Raw genomic sequence first — 16170 nt, 5'->3', positions numbered from 1 at the left:
CCGCGATGCCCGCCGTAGAAGCAGTCGAGGACCGGATCTTCGCGGCCCTGGCCAGCCCGGTGCGAAGGGAGGTGCTGCGACTCCTCCGGGAGGAGGGACCGCAGCCCGTCCAGCGGCTGGCGGGCCACTTCGACATGGCCCGCCCCAGCCTCTCCGAACACCTGCGAGTGTTGCGTGAGGCCGAGCTGGTCAGCGAGCAGAAGGTGGGCCGGCAGCGGATCTACCGGCTGGAGGCCGTTCCGCTCCACGAGGTGCAGGAGTGGCTCCACCCGTTCGAGCGGTTCTGGCGCGAGAAGCTCACCGGCCTGCGCGACCTGCTCGACCGCATGACCGAGGAAGAATCATGACCGATGACGATCTGACCACCGTCCACGTCGACCAGTTCCTGCGGCATCCGCCGGCCAAGGTGTGGCGGGCACTGACCGAGCCGGACCTGCTCGCCCAATGGCTGATGCCGGGCGACTTCCGGCTCGAGGTCGGGCACCGCTACACCATGCAGGCGGTCGCGATTCCCGCCACCGGATTCTCCGGCACCGTCCAGGCTGAGGTCCTGGCCTTCGAGACCGAGAAGATGCTCAGCATCCGCTGGCAGGACGCCGCCCCGTCGGAGGCCCATGGCGCGGACTGGACGATCACCTGGACCCTGCACAGGGAAGGCGCCGGTACCCGCCTGTTCCTGGTGCACGAAGGGTTCGACCCGGACAACCCGCTCCAGCAGCGCGCCCGCGCGATCATGGGCGGCGGCTGGCGATCCGGCGTCATGCGCGCGTTGGAAGAACTCCTCGACCGCCTCTGACACCGGCGCAGAAGCAGCAGGACCGGACCGGCGATCGCTTCGAGCGGGCGCGGACGTGCACGGGGAACGACGAAGCCCCCGCGGGAGACCCACGGGGGCTTCGCTCATGAAGAAACCGCTAGCCGGCGACGACCTCGACGTCGACGGAGGCGGAGACCTCGGGGTGCAGCTTGACGCTGACCTTGTGGGAGCCGACGCTCTTGATCGCGTTGACGATCTCGATGCGACGACGGTCGAGGACCGGGCCACCGGCCTTCTTGACCGCGTCGGCGATGTCACCGGTGGTGATCGAGCCGAACAGGCGGCCGGACTCGCCGGCGCGGGTGGTCAGCTTGACCTTGAGGGCGCCGAGCTGGCCGGCGATCTCCTTGGCGGTGCCCAGGTCGCGGATCTCGCGGGCGTCGCGCGCCTTCTTGATCGAAGCGATCTGCTTCTCGCCGCCGCGCGTCCACAGGATCGCGTAGCCGCGGGGAACGAGGTAGTTGCGGCCGTAGCCGTCCTTGACCTCGACGATGTCGCCGGGGGCGCCGAGGCCGGAGACCTCGGTGGTGAGGATGAGCTTCATGTCGCAAGTCCTCCTTAGCGCGCGGTGCTCGTGTAGGGCAGCAGAGCCACCTCACGGGCGTTCTTGATCGCGGTCGCCACGTCACGCTGGTGCTGGGTGCAGTTGCCCGTCACCCGACGCGCACGGATCTTGCCGCGGTCGGAGATGAACTTCCGAAGCAGCGCCGTGTCCTTGTAGTCGACGTAGGAGATCTTGTCGTGGCAGAACAGGCAAACCTTCTTCTTGGGCTTGCGCAGTGCCGGCTTAGCCATCGTGGTGCTCCTTTCAGAGCCCCGCCGTGAAGCGGGAATGGACTCGGGCTTGTTGACAGGTGGTCAGGCCTCGCGGCCTGGCCGTGAGGTGCCCGCGAACGGGCACCTCGGACTAGAAAGGAGGCTCGTCGCTGAAGTCGCCGCCGCCGCCGCCGAAGCCGCCGCCACCCTGGTTGCCGCCGAAGCCGCCACCCTGGTTGCCGCCGCCGAAGCCGCCGCCACCGCCACCGCCACCGCCGTAACCGCCGCCGCCCTGAGGCGGGGCGGGCGTGGCCGAGGCCCACGGGTCGTCGGCGGGACCGCCGCCGAAGCCGCCACCGCCGCCACCCTGACGGGTGGTGCGGTTGACCTTGGCGGTGGCGTTACGGAGAGACGGGCCGATCTCGTCGACCTCGACCTCGTAGACCGTGCGCTTCTCGCCTTCCTTGGTCTCGTAAGACCGCTGCTTGAGCCGCCCCTGGACGATGACCCGCATGCCGCGCTGCAGCGACTCGGCGACGTTCTCGGCCGCCTGACGCCACACGTTGCAGGTCAGGAAGAGGCTTTCGCCGTCCTTCCACTCGTTGGTCTGGCGGTCCATGAACCGCGGAGTGGACGCGACGCGGAACTGGGCCACGGCTTGCCCCGTAGGGGTGAAGCGCAGCTCAGGATCGTTGACAAGATTGCCGACGATGGTGATGACGGTGTCGCCTGCTGCCATGGCTGGAGCCCTTCCTCAACTCTTGGGTTACGGCTCAGACTACGGCTCGCCCCCGACAGAAAATCGGGAGAACGAGCTGCTTAGTGCACGTCCGGGCGGAGAACCTTGGTCCGCATGATGCCCTCGTTGAGGTTCATCTGGCGGTCGAGCTCCTTGACCGTGGCCGGCTCGGCGGACAGGTCGATGACGGCGTAGATGCCTTCCGACTTCTTGTCGATGTCGTAGGCGAGACGGCGGCGGCCCCACACGTCGACCTTCTCCACGGTGCCACCGTCGTTGCGGACGACAGCGAGGAACTGGTCGAGGGACGGCGCCACAGTGCGCTCATCGAGCGAAGGGTCCAGGATCACCATTACTTCGTAACGACGCATGTTGGACTCCAACCTCCTCTGGACTCTTGCGGTCACGACACTCTGCCGTGACAGGAGGACGCTGACGTTTTCACCGGATTCGCCCCTTTCGGCGACCCGGCGGCGGTTGACCCAGCACAACGCAGCCTGCTCAGGTTACCAGCCGCTCACGGATGGGAACTCCTTTACTGATGAGGGGGTGGTAGCCATGCCACACGTGCTTCGTCCCGGCGAGAACGAGAAGTTCAAAATGACGCTCAACAGCGACGGCCGCTCACATCCTGTCGAGAACCTGTTGTCCATCGGCACGCTGGTGTGCGGCCTGATCGCGTTCGGAGCGACCTTCTTTCCCGGTGGTCACGTGGTCTCGTCGTGGGTGGGGGCGCTCGGCTTCGGAGGCGGGCTCTACTCGCAGTACATCTCGGCGACGACGCCCGAGCGGGCGCTGAACATCGTGGGGATCGTGGCGTCGTTCGTAGGCGTGGCGCTGGGCATCGCCCGTGGCGGATTCCTCCCGTAGGCGCGGACCCCTCCCGTCCTTCCGTGGCCGGAGGCCCTTCCCTGCGGAAGCGGCACGCTCGCGCGTGACACGTTCCTTCCGCGGCGAACGCGAGAGCGGCCGTCCGCGTGGTCGCGTTCCGCCCGCTACCGCGGGCCGGGCGGCGCGCTCCTCACGCGTCACCCGGACGGGGCGAACCACGCGTCCCCTGACGGCACGAACCATGCGTCCCGAACGGCACGGACCATGCGTCCCCGTACGCCGCGAACCATGCGTCCCCTGACGGTGCGAACCGGCGGGCAGCGCTCGTGGGGCCGAGCGGAGGGAAGACGAAGACGACGCCGGACATCGGACCAGTCCGATGTCCGGCCGGTGGTGCTATGCGTTGACGCCGGGCGACGACGGTCTCAGCCCAGGTGAAGGTCTCCGCCGAGAAGGAGGACGAACCACAGGAACGTGGCCAGCAGTGCCTCTGCGACGTCCTTCAGGAGAGCGGGGGTGATGTAGTCGTAGATCCAGGCCACGTAGAGCCCGACGAGGATGTAGATCAGAAAGACGAAACTGCCTAAGCGATAGCGGGTCATCTGGCGCTCCTTGCGTACGGGGGGCTGCGCCTCGACTGCCCTGATGCGTCCTCGCCAAACAGATAGCCTGGAGGGCATGGTGCGCATCGGAGCTCATGTCGACCAGGACGATCCCGCCGCCCACGCGGCCGAACGCGACGCGGAGATCGTGCAGTTCTTCCTCGGTGACCCGCAGGGCTACAAGGCCCCGGTGCTGCCCGACAAGCCGGTCGAGGGCGTCGACATCTACATCCACGCGCCCTACCTGATCAACGTGGCGACCACCAACAACCGGATCAGGATCCCCAGCCGCAAGCTGCTGGAGCAGCACCTCAAGGCGGCCGCGAGCCTGGGCGCCAAGGGCCTGATCGTCCACGGCGGCCATCTCAACAAGGACGAGGACCCGCAGATCGGGTTCGACAACTGGCGCAAGGTGTTCGAGCGGATGGAGTGCCCCATCCCCGTGCTCATCGAGAACACCGCGGGCGGCGGCAACGCCATCGCCCGCAGGCTCGACAGTATCGCCAGGCTGTGGGAAGCGCTCGACGGGTTCGACGTGGGCTTCTGTCTCGACACCTGCCACGCGCACGCGGGCGGCGAGGAGCTGGTCGACGTGGTCGACAGGGTCAAGGCCATCACCGGCCGCATCGACCTGGTCCACTGCAACGACTCGCGCGACTCGTTCGACTCGGGCGCCGACCGGCACGCCAACCTCGGGCAGGGTCAGATCGACTCTGAGCTGATTCTCGAGGTGTGCCGCAAGGCGGCGGCGCCGATCATCGTGGAGACGCCATTCGCAGGTCAAGCGGAGGACATCGCCTTCCTCCGCAAGAATCTGTGAGGGAAGCCCACAGGCTGTGGATAACTTCCATGGATTACTTTTCGAAGGAAGCGGGTAAGAGTTTCAGCCGGCCCACGCGCCGGTGAGGAAACGCAGGGTGTTCAGCACCATCAGCGGGCCGAACAGCAGGCCGTACGCGATGATCCACCGCGTGGACAGCCGCGCCAGCAGTACCCACAGCGGGAACCACAGCAGCAGCGAGCGCGGCACCGACAGGTAGTAGGCCGACAGCAGCAGCGCGCCGGCCTGCAACCCGCAGTAGACGAACTCGCTCCACCGGCGCCGCACGAGCAGCCACCCCAGCGTCACCACGGCGACCACGGCGCCGGCGATCTCCATGCGGAAGGCGACGGCGAAGTCGTCGGTGCCCATCGCGGAGTTCCACGTGGTCCGCCACGCCTCCCACGGCCACACCATCTCCCTGCCCCAGCCCGCCTCCTGGGCGTGCTTCCACGCGAGCCAGTCGCCGGTACGGCCGTGCAGGTACCAGGAGTAGGCGATCAGCGGCACGAACGGGACCGCCAGCCACGGCAGGTCCCGCCACCGCGGCCTGCTGAGCGCGAACTCGACGATCAGCGCGATCGCCAGGAACAGCCCCGTGATGCGTACCGCGGACGCCCCCGCGGCCAGCAGGGCGGCCGCGGCCCACTGTCTCCTGCGCGCCGCCAGCCACGCGGGGATGGCCAGCGCGAGGAAGAGCGCCTCGCTGTAGCCCGCGGCCAGGAAGACGGCCGTCGGGAAGAGGATCATCGCCAGCACCGCCGCGGTGCCGGAGCCGCCCTCGAACTCCGCCAGCCGCGCCAGCGCCATGGCCGCCACACCGCCCGCGACCAGCGAGATCAGCAGCCCGCACAGGGCCCAGTCGGACACCACCAGGTGGACGAGCCGGAGAATGGCGGGCATTCCGGGGAAGAACGCGGGCAGCCCGGGGTCGTGCGCGGCGGCGGGGTCGCCCGCGTAGCCGTACGTGGCGATGGTGACGAACAGGCTGGCGTCCCACTGCTTCCACCTGGCGAGGTAGTCGCCCGTGCCGACCAGCCACGACACACCCATCAGGGTGACGAGCAGGAGTCCGAGACGGGAGGCGACCCAGATTCCCAGCGCCTTCATCAGGCGAGCGAGAACCTGTCAGGGGCCCGGTCGAAGACGCCGCCGACCGGGTCGTCGACGCCTGCCTGCCGTACCAGGTCCTTGTCCGGGCGGAGGATGTCGCGCACCACGAACGCCATCAGGATGAGGATCGTGATGATGCGGCCCCAGACGGCGGTGAAGTAGACGTTGTCGCCGATGCCCAGGTGCTTGGTGTCCTCGTCCTGGTAGAGCAGGTAGAGCCAGATCGCGAAGAAGTACCAGACCTCGGCGACCTGCCACAGCGCGATCGGCTTCCAGTTGGGCCTGGCCAGCACCGCGAACGGCACCAGCCACAGCACGAACTGCGGCGACCACACCTTGTTCGTCATCATGAACGCCGCAAGCGCCAGGAAGCAGATCTGCGCGAGCCGCGGTCGCTGCGGCGCCAGCACCGTCAGCACGGCGATGCCGAGACACAGCAGCGCGAGCGAGATCATGCCGAGCAGGCTCGGGTCCATGCTGCCGAGGATGGGCCAGCCCTTGCGTTCGAAGAACAGCCAGGGCGAGCCCCAGTCGATGCCGCGCTCCTGGGAGAAGACGTAGAAGCGCCGCCAGCCTTCCCACGCCAGCACCATGAAGGGCACGTTGACGACGAGCCACGCGGCCGCCGCCGACCCCATCGTGATCAGGAACGGACGCCACTTCCACGTGCGCACCGTCAGCAGGAACAGCGCGCCGACGAACATCAGCGGGTAGAACTTGGTCGCGATCGCCAGGCCGAGCAGGACGCCCGCGAGCACCTGCCGCCCGCGCGCCCACGCCAGCAGGAAGCCCATGGACAGGGCGCCCGCGATGAGGTCCCAGTTGATGTAGGCGGCGAGGATCACGGCGGGAGCGAGCGCGTACCAGGCCGCGTCCCACCGGCGCGTGGGCCCCGCCGCGGCCGCCATCAGCAGCACGCCCACCACCAGGGAGATCCCCAGCAGGATCACCGTGATGTCGTAGAAGCGCACCGCCTGCGTCGCCTCGTCCGGCGTCATCCAGCGCACCAGCCAGGCGATCACCTGCATGACCTCGCCGAGCACGACGGGGTACTCCACCTGCTTGTCGAACGGCACGTCCGCGAAGTACGGGTTCTGCGTGTGCAGCTGCCGGTCGAAGAAGAGCGGGTAGATGTCGGTGTAGCAGGCATTCGCGTACGTCTGGACGGAGTTGTTCCAGCCGCCGGTCCTGCAGGGCAGCTTCCAGACGTAGGCGAGGATCGCCCCCAGGGCCGCGAACAGCCCCAGGGGCAGGTACGGCACGGCCGCCCGTGCCGTCGACGACAGCCGTGTCATTCGTCGTCGCGCCTGGTGGACCCGGTCATGGGGTCGGGCACGACGGCGCCGCCGCCCATCGGGTCCTCGCCCGTGCCGACGTCGCCGAGACGGTCGGCCTCGGTGGTGCCGTCCTCGGGCAGCCCGCTGTTGTCGCTGTTGTCATCGCAGCCGAGCAGGCCGCAGTCGTTGCCGTTGTCGTCGCCCCACGGGTCCTCCGGCGTGCCGAACGGGTTGTCGGGGGTCGGCGTCGGCGTGGGCTTCGGCTTCTCGACGATGTTCTCCGGCTGGCCGATGTTGGCCCGGGTGGGGAACTGCTCGACGGGCAGTTTCAGCGTCTCGTGGGCGGCGAGCATGTACGCGCGCCACACCTCGGTGGGCGGGCCGGCGCCCTCGAAGCCCAGCGACACCTCGTAGGGCTTGGTGTAGACCTTGGTCATTCCGTCGTACTTGCTGTTCTTCTTGCCGTCGGTCCCAGGGCAGTTGGAGTGCTGCGGGGGAACGACCTTTCCGGAGGAGGTCCTGCACTCCTCGCGGTAGAAGCCGACCGCCGTGGAGATCTGCGGAGTGTAGCCGACGAACCAGGCTTCCTTCTCGTCGTTGTTGGTGCCCGTCTTGCCCGCGGCGGGGCGGGACCCGAGGCCCTTGCCCGCAGCGGTGCCGCCGGCCCGCAGCACCGCCTGCATCGCGACGGTGGCGTCGGCGGCGGCCTCGGCCGAGATCACCTGACGCGGCGACTTCTTCTCGGGGTCGTAGACGACCAGGCCCGAGGGGTCGGTGACCTTCTGCACCACGTGGTAGTCGATGTGCTTGCCGCCGTTGGCGAAGATCGAGTAGCCCGCCGCCTGCTCGACGGGCGACACCAGGGCCGAGCCGATCGAGAAGCCGTAGTTGTGGGCCTTGATGTCCTCTTCCATCCGCTGCTTGCCGAGGCCCGCCTCCTCGACGATCCGCTGCACGTCCTCCAGCTGGTTGGGCAGCTTGTAGGCCATGGAGACATACGCGGTGTTGACCGAGGCCGCGGTGGCCTTGACGATGTCGACGGCCTGGCCGACGTTGTGGCTGTTGCGGAAGCCTCCGGGCTGCTGGCCGGGGAGCACCTTGGGCACGGTTTCGTTGCCCGGCACGTAGCTGCTGAGGCTGTAGCCGGCGTCGAGCCAGGCGGCCAGCACGTACGGCTTGAAGGCCGAGGCCGCCTGCTTGTAGGACCTGAACGGCTCGTTCCACGGGTCGGTGATGTAGTTCCTGCCGCCGTAGAAGGCCAGCACCCTGCCCGTCTTGTTCTCCACGGAGGCGAGGCCGACGTGGTACTCCTTGTCCATGCGGGACGTGACGCTCTCCGCGGCCTTCTTCGCGTCCAGCATCAGCTTCCTGTCGAACGTGGAGACGATCTTGAAACCGCCGCGCTCGACCTCGTCGCCGGAGATGTTGTTCCGCTTCAGCTCGGCGAGGACCTCCTGGACCATGTAGCCCTTGAGACCGGCCAGCTCGCTCTTCTCGGAGGTCTTCACGGTCTTGGGGAACTTGGCCGTGGTGGGCAGGTTGGCGTACTTCTGCGGGAACTGCTCCGCCATGTACTGGACGACCGTGCTCCATCGGGTGCGGAGCCTGGGGTCGTCGCTGTCCCAGTTCGGCTGCTGGATCCGGGCGGCCAGGTACGCCGCCTGCGCCGGGGTGAGGTCCTTGGCCTTCTTGCCCTTGCCGAAGTACGCCTCGGCCGCCGCCTGGATCCCGAAGGCGCGCCCGTAGTTGATCGTGTTGAGGTAGTCCTGAAGGATCTTGTCCTTCGAGTACTCCTTGTTGATCTTTACGGCGACGAAGATCTCCTTGATCTTCCGCTGGATCGACTGCTCCTGGCTGAGGCCCTCGTAGTAGTTGCGGGCCATCTGCTGGGTGATGGTGGAGGCGCCCTGGACCTGCTGGCCCGTCGCGGTCATCCACACCGAACGGATCATGCCGGGGATCGAGATGCCCGAGTCCTCATAGAAGGTCTTGTTCTCGATGGCGATCGTCGCGTCCTTGACCGCGTCGTTGACGTCGCTGATGTCGATGATCTTGCGCGGGATGCCCCAGCGGGCGATCTCCGTCTTCTTGTCGTTGTAGTAGATGATGCTTTCCTGGGCGGTCGCGCCCTGCTGGGCCACCTTGGGCAGCGGGGTGCCCGAGTAGGCGACCCAGATCATGCCGAACACGCCGGCCGCCATCACGACCATCGCGGCCATGACGATCTTCCAGTTCGGGATGAACCGCTTCCACCCGCGGCGGCCCTTGCCGGAGTCGCCGCCGCCACCGCCGCCACCGCGGCCGGGACCCTCGGGGCCGCCAGGGCCGCGTCCACCTCTGGCACGGCGGGCCTCGGGCCCGCTCACCATCGTCTCCTCGGCGCCGCGCCTGCGTGTCGACGTCGGCGGGCCGCCCGTCGGGTACTGCGCGGTCTGCTGCGGCGGCATCTGCTGCGGCCCCGACGACCTGGCGGGGGCGGGAGGCTGGGCATCCATGGCGCCCGTCTGCTCGAATGCCGCCTCGGGACGGCGTTCCGAGGCCCAGCCGGTTTGCGGCGGCTGCGAAGCGGGCACGGAACTCGAGCGACGGCGCCTTCCCTGGCGAGCCGTTCCATCAGAGCGCTGTCCGCGTCCGGTCGGCTCGGGGCCATAGCTGCTGTTACTCAACACGTCCTCGCATCGTCGTCGTCTTGCACGGCGGGCGCCGTCCTCGGTTCAGGTGGTGCCGACGCCGTCGGGTGGCCCGTTGCCGAGGACATAGGAGACGGTCAGGTGGTTCCAGGAACAACCTTGACAGACCTCGACCACGTAGACCCGGAACTCCTCGTAATCATGGGCCATCTCGAGGATCTCTGACGTGGCCTTTGCACGACCGGCATGTCGCCCCAGCGAATCCCCGTAGACATAGGTCACGTTGGTGACGTTCTCTCTCTCGCACACCGGGCAGGGGCGTTCGGTCAGTTCGCCGAAGTGTCGTGCCGCGCGAAGGAGATACGGCTGTGCGTCACAGATCTCACGGGTGGAGGCACGCCCGGAACGAAGCGAGCGCACCGCCGCCCGCTTCGCAAGTCCGTAGTCCACCACCCCTCGCTGTGACCACATGCGCGCCAGACTACGGCTTTTTACCGATTGCTCCCAACCTCTTGGGGAATCCGTTAATTGCAGTGATATAGCGAGACGACGTATCCTGAAGATGTATCGACTCGATACATCGACGCGAGAGGAGGCGGTTCCCTTGGCCAGCGGACAGGGCAGAGTCCTGGAACTCGCCGTGCTCGGGTCGCTGCACGAGACCCCGCTCCACGGCTACGAGCTGCGCAAACGGCTCAACGCGCTGCTGGGAATGTTCAGGGCCTTCTCCTACGGCTCGCTGTATCCGTGCCTGAAGTCATTGCTCGAACAGGGGCTCATCGCGGAGGAACGCCCGACGGAGGCTGTGGGAGGACGGTCGAAGATCGTCTACAAACTCACAGCCGACGGCAAGGAGCGGCTGCAGGATCTGCTCACCCAAGCGGGCCCGTCCGCGTGGGAGGACGAGAGCTTCGGTGTCCACTTCGCCTTCTTCAGGCACACGGAGGCCGAGGTACGGCTGCGCATCCTCGAAGGACGCCGCAGCCGGCTGGAGGAACGACTCGACAGCGTCCGCACCGCGCTGGCCCGCACGAGGGAGCGCCTGGACAGCTACACGCTGGAGCTTCAACGGCACGGCCTGGAAGGGGTCGAACGCGAGGTGCGCTGGCTGAATGAGCTGATCGCAACAGAACGCAGGGCCTCACAGGAGCCCGCGAAAGATACGTCATCAGATGAGTAAGGGAGCGAGTGCGATGGGTTCGGTACGCGTAGCCGTTGTCGGTGTCGGCAACTGCGCGGCGTCGCTGATTCAAGGCGTCCACTACTACAAGGACGCCGACCCGGACACACGAGTGCCGGGTCTGATGCACGTCAAGTTCGGTGAGTACCACGTCGGCGACGTCGAGTTCGTCGCCGCTTTCGACGTGGACGCCAAGAAGGTCGGCCGCGACCTGTCCGAGGCGATCGTCGCCAGCGAGAACAACACCATCAAGATCACGGATGTGCCGCCGACGGGTGTCATCGTCCAGCGCGGCCACACCTTCGACGGTCTCGGTGAGTACTACCGCGAGATCATCGAGGAGTCGGACGAAGAGCCCGTCGACGTCGTGCAGGTGCTGAAGGACGCCCAGGTCGACGTCCTGGTGTCCTACCTGCCGGTGGGCTCGGAGGAGGCCGACCGCTTCTACGCCCAGTGCGCGATCGACGCCAAGGTCGGTTTCGTGAACGCGCTGCCGGTCTTCATCGCCTCGGACCCCGAGTGGGCGGAGAAGTTCACCGAGGCGGGCGTGCCGATCGTCGGCGACGACATCAAGTCGCAGGTCGGCGCCACCATCACGCACCGCGTGATGGCCAAGCTGTTCGAGGACCGCGGTGTCGAGCTGCTGCGCACGTATCAGCTCAACTTCGGCGGCAACATGGACTTCATGAACATGCTGGAGCGCAAGCGCCTCCAGTCGAAGAAGATCTCCAAGACGCAGTCGGTCACCTCGCAGATCCCGCACGAGATGGCCAGGGCCGACGTGCACATCGGTCCTTCCGACCACGTGCCGTGGCTCGACGACCGCAAGTGGGCCTACGTCCGTCTGGAGGGCCGCTCGTTCGGCGACACCCCGCTGAACCTCGAGTACAAGCTCGAGGTGTGGGACTCGCCCAACTCGGCGGGCATCATCATCGACGCGGTCCGCGCGGCGAAGATCGCCCTCGACAGGGGCATCGCCGGGCCGATCCTGTCGGCCAGCTCCTACTTCATGAAGTCGCCGCCCGAGCAGTACTCCGACGACGAGGCGCGCGACTACGTGGAGAAGTTCATCCGCGGCGAAGTCGAGCGCTGACCATCCCGTACGGCCGGCCACCCCTACGGCCGGCCATCCCGTACGGCAAGCCGACGTAGCGCCGGCGTCTCGTCGTGGCAGGGGTCGGTCTTCGCGCGCTGCTCCAGCGCGCGGGCTCCCCTCACCGACGACACGTCGGCGTTCTTCGTGCGCGCCCTACCCGCGGTGCCGTTTCCTTCGGCCCGTTGCCCGCGGCCCCGTTTCCGTTGGCGCCGTTTCCGTTGGCGCCGTTCTCCTGTGCGCCGTGGCGGGCCCGGGCACGCGAGCGGGAACGTTCACCGGCGGGCCGCGGGAGGCAGGTCGGCGGCCGTCGCGGGGGTCCAGGCCAGCGGGTCCGCGCCGAGGTCGTCGAGCTGGGGCACCTGGTCGCGGCACCATGGCGAGATCGCCAGCAGGCCCGACATCACGCCCGCCGTGAACTCCTTCCACGGCATCCACAGCACCTCCCCCACCTCCTCGGGGTTCGGCCGCACGGGCGCGGTCGTCAGGACGCGGTAGACGGGGCAGAGCTCGTGCTCGACGATGCCGTTACCCATGATCGCTCGATAGGAGAAGCGGGGCAGCATCAGGTCGACGTGGTCGACGACCAGGCCCAGCTCGTAGGAGAGCCTGCGCACCACCGCGTCGTCGAGGGACTCGCCCGGCAGCGGGTGGCCGCAGCAGCTGTTGGTCCACACGTCCGGCCAGGTGACCTTGTGGGAGGCCCGCCTGGACAGCAGCACTCTGCCGCCCTCGTCGAAGACGTAGCTGGAGAAGGCCAGGTGAAGTGGTGTGTCAGGACCGTGCACCGACGTCTTGGGTGCGGTGCCGATCGCGTTGCCGTCGCCGTCGACCAACACCACGAGTTCGTCAGGAGTCACAGTCTGTAGCGTACGTGATCATGACGGTTAGCTGGAACACTTTTCAACATCTGTCACGCCACCGCTCTCAGGGTTGACCCCGATGTCGGGACGTGGGGTGACGGCTAGGCTGGCGTCGTGTCTTATGCCGCCGATCTCCGTGTGGTCCTGAAGGGCCGCGACTTCAGACGGTTGTTCTCCACCCGGCTGGTCTCGCAGTTCTCCGACGGGATCTTCCAGTTCGGCGTCGCGGGCTTCGCCTTCTTCAGCCCGGAGAAGCAGACGACAGCGCTCCAGGTGGCCATCGGCCTCGCCGTGCTGCTGCTGCCGTACAGCGTGCTCGGCCCGTTCGTGGGCGTGTTCATCGACCGGTGGTCGCGGCGGCAGATCCTGGTCGTCGCGCCGGTCGTGCGCGGAGGGCTGCTGCTGGTCGCGGCGGCGTTCGTCGCGGTGGGCCTGCCCGACGAGTACTTCTACGCGGCGGCGCTCGGCGTGCTCGGCGTCAACAGGTTCTTCCTGGCCGCGCTCGGCGCCTCACTGCCCCACGTGGTCCCGCGCGACCAGCTGATGATGGCCAACGCGGTCACACCGACCTCCGGCACGGTCGTCACCTTCGTCGGCGCGGGCTTCGGCATCGTGCTGCGCTGGGTGTTCGGCGCGGGCCACGGCGGCACCGCGCTGCTGCTCATCACCTCGGGCGTGGTGTTCGGGCTGAGCGCGCTGATCGCCCGCACCATGCACCGCGACCTGCTCGGCCCCTCCTACGATCCCGACCGCCCGCAGGCGCGCGAGGCCCTGCGCAACGTGGTCAGCGGGCTCGTCGACGGCGCCAGGCACCTCGTCCACCACCGCTCGGCCGCCGCCGCGATGGGCGCGATGGCCACCCACCGCTTCATGTACGGCATGGCGACCGCGATGGGCATCATCCTCTACCGCTACTACTTCACCGACGGCGACGCCGACGCCGCGCTGTCGGGCATCAGCATCGTGCTGGTGACCTCGGGCTTCGGCTACTTCCTCGCGGTGATCATCACCCCGTGGGCGACCGAGCGGTTCCCCATCGAGCGCTGGGTGCCGATCATGCTGGTCACCGCGGGTGTCCTGGGCGCGGTGCTCATCATCCCGTTCCAGCCGTGGGGGTTGTGGATCGGCGGCTTCGTGCTGGGGGTGACCGGGCAGAGCGTCAAGATCTGCGCGGACACCAGCGTGCAGCGCGACATCGAGGACGCCTACCTGGGCAGGGCCTTCTCGATCTACGACATGCTGTTCAACGGGATGTACGTGCTGGCGGCGGCACTGTCGGCGGCGATCCTGCCGGCGAACGGCAAGTCCTTCGTCGCCGTCGCGATCATCGCGATCGGCTACGTGCTCGGTGCGATGATCTACCGGATCGTCACGCCGACGCGCGCCCCCTCGGCTCTCTAGGGCCTGCTCTCGCCCACCCACTCCAGCAGCGCCTCCGTGGCGGCCTCCTTGCCGATGACGCCCTTGTCGAGGCGTAGCTCCAGCAGGAACTTGTAGGCCTTGCCGACCATCGGGCCAGGGCCGACGCCGAGGATCCGCTGGATCTCGTTGCCGTCGAGCTCGGGCCTGATCTTGGCCAGTTCCTCCTCCTCCGCGAGCCGCTCGATGCGCTCCTCGAGCTGGTCGTAGGTGCGGGAGAGGGCCTGCGCCTTGCGCTTGTTGCGCGTGGTGCAGTCGGCCCTGGTCAGCTTGTGGAGGCGGTCGAGCAGGGGACCCGCGTCGCGCACGTAGCGGCGCACCGCGCTGTCGGTCCACTCGCCCGTGCCGTAGCCGTGGAAGCGCAGGTGCAGCTCCACCAGGCGGGAGACGTCGGAGACGACGTCCTTGGGGAACTTCAGCTCCGCCATCCGCTTCTTGGTCAACTGCGCGCCGACCACCTCGTGGTGGTGGAAGGAGACCCTGCCGCCCGGCTCGTGACGGCGTGTCTTGGGCTTGCCCACGTCGTGCATGAGCGCCGCCCAGCGCAGGATGCGGTCGGGCTTGCCGTCCTCCTCCTGGGCGATGGCCTGCTCCAGCACGATCAGTGTGTGCTCGTAGACGTCCTTGTGGCGGTGGTGCTCGTCGATCTCCAGGCGCAGCCTGGGCAACTCGGGCAGCACGTGCGCGGCCAGGCCTGTCTCGACGAGCAGGCGCAGCCCCTCGCGCGGGTTGGCGCCGCAGACCAGCTTGTCGAGCTCGTCGCGGATCCGCTCGGCCGAGACGATCTCGATGCGCTCGCTCATCGCGGTCATCGCCGCCACGGCCTCGGGCGCGACCGCGAAGCCGAGCTGGGAGGCGAAGCGGGCGGCGCGCAGCATGCGCAGCGGGTCGTCGTCGAAGGACTGCTCGGGCGTGCCCGGCGTGCGCAGCATCCTGGCCGCCAGGTCGCGCCTGCCTCCGTACGGGTCGACGAACTCGTGTCCCGGCAGCCGTACCGCCATCGCGTTGATGGCGAAGTCGCGGCGCTCCAGGTCGGCCTCGAGCGTGTCGCCGTACATGACCTCGGGCTTGCGCGACTTGGGGTCGTAGGACTCGCTGCGGTAGGTGGTGATCTCCAGCAGCCAGCCGCCCTTGCGCACGCCGACCGTGCCGAAGTCGATGCCGATCGTCCAGACCGAGTCGGCCCAGTCTCTGACGATCTCCAGGACCCGCTCGGGGCGGGCGTCGGTCGTCAGGTCGAGGTCGTTTCCGGCACGGCCCAGCAGGATGTCGCGCACTGACCCGCCCACCAGGGCAAGCTCGTGCCCGCGGGCGGCGAAGAGTTCGCCGAGTTCGTTGGCGACCGGAGCGATTTTGCGGGAGATCTCTATTGAGTCGGACAAGCTGGGTAGGTCCTTCTATTGCGGAACATATCCCCCGAGCCACACCGGGTCCGGGTTACCGTCGGTCAGAGACCGTCGGGGGCCCATGGAACGAGGCAAGGAGCGTACATATGAAGGACGCCCTCGCGATCCACCGCTGGCTCCTCGCACACCAGGTCCATCATGAGATCGTACGCCTTCCGCGCCCCATGACGTGCGCCGAAGAGCTGCCCGCGACGATCTCCGCCGCTCCGGAGCGGTGCGTGGCCGTGACGGTGTTCGAGCGCCACTCCCGGCTGGGCCGCGAGGCCGTCGCCGTGGTCTCCACGGTCGCCGACCTCCCCACTCCTCGCACGGTCGGCCTGCTGCTCGACTCGAGGAACATCAGTCCCGCCCCCGCCTTCGCGATCAACGCGTCCACCGACTACGCGGCAGGGTTGATCTGTCCGCTTCTGCTGCCTCACGACCTGTTCGTCCTCATCGACGAACGGATGCCCGCCGACGGCGGCTTCGTCTTCACCCCGACGGGCGAGCGACACACGGCCCTCCGGCTACACGCCCTCGACCTGCTACGCCTGGTTCGCGGCAAGGCCGTGGATCTTGGCCTGATCCGTCCGAGGGGAACTCGTGAGGCGGTCGCGCTCCGGCACTGAGCCCGTACCATGGCGG

The 16170-nt window shown here is 67.9% G+C and carries 19 protein-coding genes; 8 read left to right on the top strand and 11 right to left on the bottom strand.

The annotated features are described in order from the left end of the window. Positions 1–5 precede the first annotated feature (5 nt). Together ACFSKW_RS15125 and ACFSKW_RS15120 are read left to right on the top strand one after the other, a co-directional pair. Positions 6–347, top strand: a complete 342-nt coding sequence (locus ACFSKW_RS15125) for an ArsR/SmtB family transcription factor (protein ID WP_379572854.1) — start codon at positions 6–8, stop codon at positions 345–347. Continuing rightward, a complete protein-coding gene (locus ACFSKW_RS15120) occupies positions 344–796 on the top strand; it encodes an SRPBCC family protein (protein WP_379572853.1) in 453 nt (150 codons plus the stop codon). Before ACFSKW_RS15125 ends, ACFSKW_RS15120 begins: the two co-directional genes overlap by 4 nt. A gap of 118 nt (positions 797–914) precedes the next feature. On the opposite strand, the gene rplI is transcribed toward ACFSKW_RS15120, so the two are convergent. From rplI to rpsF, 4 genes are all read right to left on the bottom strand, one after another. Then, a complete protein-coding gene (gene rplI / locus ACFSKW_RS15115) occupies positions 915–1361 on the bottom strand; it encodes a 50S ribosomal protein L9 (protein ID WP_379572852.1) in 447 nt (148 codons plus the stop codon). A gap of 14 nt (positions 1362–1375) precedes the next feature. Beyond that, a complete protein-coding gene (gene rpsR, locus ACFSKW_RS15110) occupies positions 1376–1612 on the bottom strand; it encodes a 30S ribosomal protein S18 (protein ID WP_020543048.1) in 237 nt (78 codons plus the stop codon). 112 nt (positions 1613–1724) lie between these two features. Beyond that, positions 1725–2312, bottom strand: a complete 588-nt coding sequence (locus ACFSKW_RS15105; RefSeq protein ID WP_379572851.1) for a single-stranded DNA-binding protein — start codon at positions 2310–2312, stop codon at positions 1725–1727. Between the two features lie 80 nt (positions 2313–2392). Beyond that, positions 2393–2683: a 30S ribosomal protein S6 gene (gene rpsF / locus ACFSKW_RS15100; protein ID WP_379572850.1), complete on the bottom strand. Its 291-nt coding sequence runs from the start codon at positions 2681–2683 to the stop codon at positions 2393–2395. Between the two features lie 187 nt (positions 2684–2870). Between rpsF and ACFSKW_RS15095 the strand changes: the two genes are divergently transcribed. Further along, entirely contained in the window at positions 2871–3182 is a 312-nt protein-coding gene (locus ACFSKW_RS15095; RefSeq protein ID WP_379572849.1) for a hypothetical protein, read from the top strand. 386 nt (positions 3183–3568) lie between these two features. On the opposite strand, the gene ACFSKW_RS15090 is transcribed toward ACFSKW_RS15095, so the two are convergent. Then, positions 3569–3745 carry a hypothetical protein gene (locus tag ACFSKW_RS15090; RefSeq protein ID WP_379572848.1) on the bottom strand — a complete coding sequence of 59 codons (177 nt, stop codon included), beginning with the start codon at positions 3743–3745 and terminating at the stop codon, positions 3569–3571. A gap of 76 nt (positions 3746–3821) precedes the next feature. Here ACFSKW_RS15090 and ACFSKW_RS15085 point away from each other — a divergent pair, with 76 nt between their 5' ends. Further along, positions 3822–4565: a deoxyribonuclease IV gene (locus ACFSKW_RS15085; protein ID WP_379572847.1), complete on the top strand. Its 744-nt coding sequence runs from the start codon at positions 3822–3824 to the stop codon at positions 4563–4565. 63 nt (positions 4566–4628) lie between these two features. Here ACFSKW_RS15085 and ACFSKW_RS15080 read toward each other — a convergent pair whose 3' ends face one another. The 4 genes from ACFSKW_RS15080 to ACFSKW_RS15065 form a co-directional block, all read right to left on the bottom strand. Further along, the gene (locus ACFSKW_RS15080; protein WP_379572846.1) at positions 4629–5675 is read right to left on the bottom strand and encodes a mannosyltransferase family protein; all 1047 of its coding nucleotides are present in this window, start codon (positions 5673–5675) and stop codon (positions 4629–4631) included. Beyond that, positions 5675–6973: a glycosyltransferase family 87 protein gene (locus ACFSKW_RS15075; protein ID WP_379572845.1), complete on the bottom strand. Its 1299-nt coding sequence runs from the start codon at positions 6971–6973 to the stop codon at positions 5675–5677. Before ACFSKW_RS15075 ends, ACFSKW_RS15080 begins: the two co-directional genes overlap by 1 nt. Further along, on the bottom strand, positions 6970–9450 hold the full coding sequence (locus tag ACFSKW_RS15070) for a transglycosylase domain-containing protein (RefSeq protein WP_379572844.1): 2481 nt from the start codon (positions 9448–9450) through the stop codon (positions 6970–6972). Before ACFSKW_RS15070 ends, ACFSKW_RS15075 begins: the two co-directional genes overlap by 4 nt. Before the next feature lie 219 nt (positions 9451–9669). After that, positions 9670–10056, bottom strand: a complete 387-nt coding sequence (locus tag ACFSKW_RS15065) for a DUF5318 family protein (protein WP_379572843.1) — start codon at positions 10054–10056, stop codon at positions 9670–9672. 133 nt (positions 10057–10189) lie between these two features. Between ACFSKW_RS15065 and ACFSKW_RS15060 the strand changes: the two genes are divergently transcribed. Continuing rightward, positions 10190–10765 (top strand): PadR family transcriptional regulator, encoded by a 576-nt coding sequence (locus ACFSKW_RS15060; RefSeq protein ID WP_379572842.1) that lies wholly within the window; start codon positions 10190–10192, stop codon positions 10763–10765. 13 nt (positions 10766–10778) lie between these two features. Then, positions 10779–11858, top strand: coding sequence for an inositol-3-phosphate synthase (locus ACFSKW_RS15055; protein WP_379572841.1), 1080 nt, complete (start codon positions 10779–10781; stop codon positions 11856–11858). Between the two features lie 275 nt (positions 11859–12133). On the opposite strand, the gene idi is transcribed toward ACFSKW_RS15055, so the two are convergent. Then, positions 12134–12718 (bottom strand): isopentenyl-diphosphate Delta-isomerase, encoded by a 585-nt coding sequence (idi, locus tag ACFSKW_RS15050; RefSeq protein WP_379572840.1) that lies wholly within the window; start codon positions 12716–12718, stop codon positions 12134–12136. 117 nt (positions 12719–12835) lie between these two features. On the opposite strand from idi, the gene ACFSKW_RS15045 reads away from it, so the two are divergent. After that, positions 12836–14122: an MFS transporter gene (locus ACFSKW_RS15045; protein ID WP_379572839.1), complete on the top strand. Its 1287-nt coding sequence runs from the start codon at positions 12836–12838 to the stop codon at positions 14120–14122. Here the strand turns inward: ACFSKW_RS15045 and ACFSKW_RS15040 are convergent. Beyond that, positions 14119–15522: a CCA tRNA nucleotidyltransferase gene (locus ACFSKW_RS15040; RefSeq protein ID WP_379572838.1), complete on the bottom strand. Its 1404-nt coding sequence runs from the start codon at positions 15520–15522 to the stop codon at positions 14119–14121. The genes ACFSKW_RS15045 and ACFSKW_RS15040 overlap by 4 nt on opposite strands. A 110-nt stretch (positions 15523–15632) precedes the next feature. On the opposite strand from ACFSKW_RS15040, the gene ACFSKW_RS15035 reads away from it, so the two are divergent. Next, positions 15633–16154, top strand: coding sequence for an aminoacyl-tRNA deacylase (locus ACFSKW_RS15035; RefSeq protein WP_379572837.1), 522 nt, complete (start codon positions 15633–15635; stop codon positions 16152–16154). Positions 16155–16170: the final 16 nt, after the last annotated feature.

Origin of the sequence: Nonomuraea mangrovi (genome assembly GCF_042681425.1) — a bacterium.
GTDB classification, from domain to species: domain Bacteria; phylum Actinomycetota; class Actinomycetes; order Streptosporangiales; family Streptosporangiaceae; genus Nonomuraea; species Nonomuraea mangrovi.
The sequence above is the reverse complement of the archived record's forward strand: the minus strand, read 5'-3'. Positions and strand labels throughout refer to the sequence as shown.

Excerpts from the sequence above, each read along its gene's own strand:
- ACFSKW_RS15090 (WP_379572848.1), bottom strand. The coding sequence starts at position 3,745 with ATGACCCGCTATCGCTTAGGCAGTTTCGTCTTTCTGATCTACATCCTC.
- ACFSKW_RS15120 (WP_379572853.1), top strand. The coding sequence starts at position 344 with ATGACCGATGACGATCTGACCACCGTCCACGTCGACCAGTTCCTGCGG.
- rpsF (WP_379572850.1), bottom strand. The coding sequence starts at position 2,683 with ATGCGTCGTTACGAAGTAATGGTGATCCTGGACCCTTCGCTCGATGAG.
- ACFSKW_RS15065 (WP_379572843.1), bottom strand. The coding sequence starts at position 10,056 with ATGTGGTCACAGCGAGGGGTGGTGGACTACGGACTTGCGAAGCGGGCG.
- ACFSKW_RS15085 (WP_379572847.1), top strand. The coding sequence starts at position 3,822 with ATGGTGCGCATCGGAGCTCATGTCGACCAGGACGATCCCGCCGCCCAC.
- rpsR (WP_020543048.1), bottom strand. The coding sequence starts at position 1,612 with ATGGCTAAGCCGGCACTGCGCAAGCCCAAGAAGAAGGTTTGCCTGTTC.
- ACFSKW_RS15080 (WP_379572846.1), bottom strand. The coding sequence starts at position 5,675 with ATGAAGGCGCTGGGAATCTGGGTCGCCTCCCGTCTCGGACTCCTGCTC.
- ACFSKW_RS15070 (WP_379572844.1), bottom strand. The coding sequence starts at position 9,450 with ATGGATGCCCAGCCTCCCGCCCCCGCCAGGTCGTCGGGGCCGCAGCAG.
- ACFSKW_RS15055 (WP_379572841.1), top strand. The coding sequence starts at position 10,779 with ATGGGTTCGGTACGCGTAGCCGTTGTCGGTGTCGGCAACTGCGCGGCG.
- ACFSKW_RS15125 (WP_379572854.1), top strand. The coding sequence starts at position 6 with ATGCCCGCCGTAGAAGCAGTCGAGGACCGGATCTTCGCGGCCCTGGCC.
- ACFSKW_RS15075 (WP_379572845.1), bottom strand. The coding sequence starts at position 6,973 with ATGACACGGCTGTCGTCGACGGCACGGGCGGCCGTGCCGTACCTGCCC.
- ACFSKW_RS15095 (WP_379572849.1), top strand. The coding sequence starts at position 2,871 with ATGCCACACGTGCTTCGTCCCGGCGAGAACGAGAAGTTCAAAATGACG.
- rplI (WP_379572852.1), bottom strand. The coding sequence starts at position 1,361 with ATGAAGCTCATCCTCACCACCGAGGTCTCCGGCCTCGGCGCCCCCGGC.
- ACFSKW_RS15105 (WP_379572851.1), bottom strand. The coding sequence starts at position 2,312 with ATGGCAGCAGGCGACACCGTCATCACCATCGTCGGCAATCTTGTCAAC.
- ACFSKW_RS15035 (WP_379572837.1), top strand. The coding sequence starts at position 15,633 with ATGAAGGACGCCCTCGCGATCCACCGCTGGCTCCTCGCACACCAGGTC.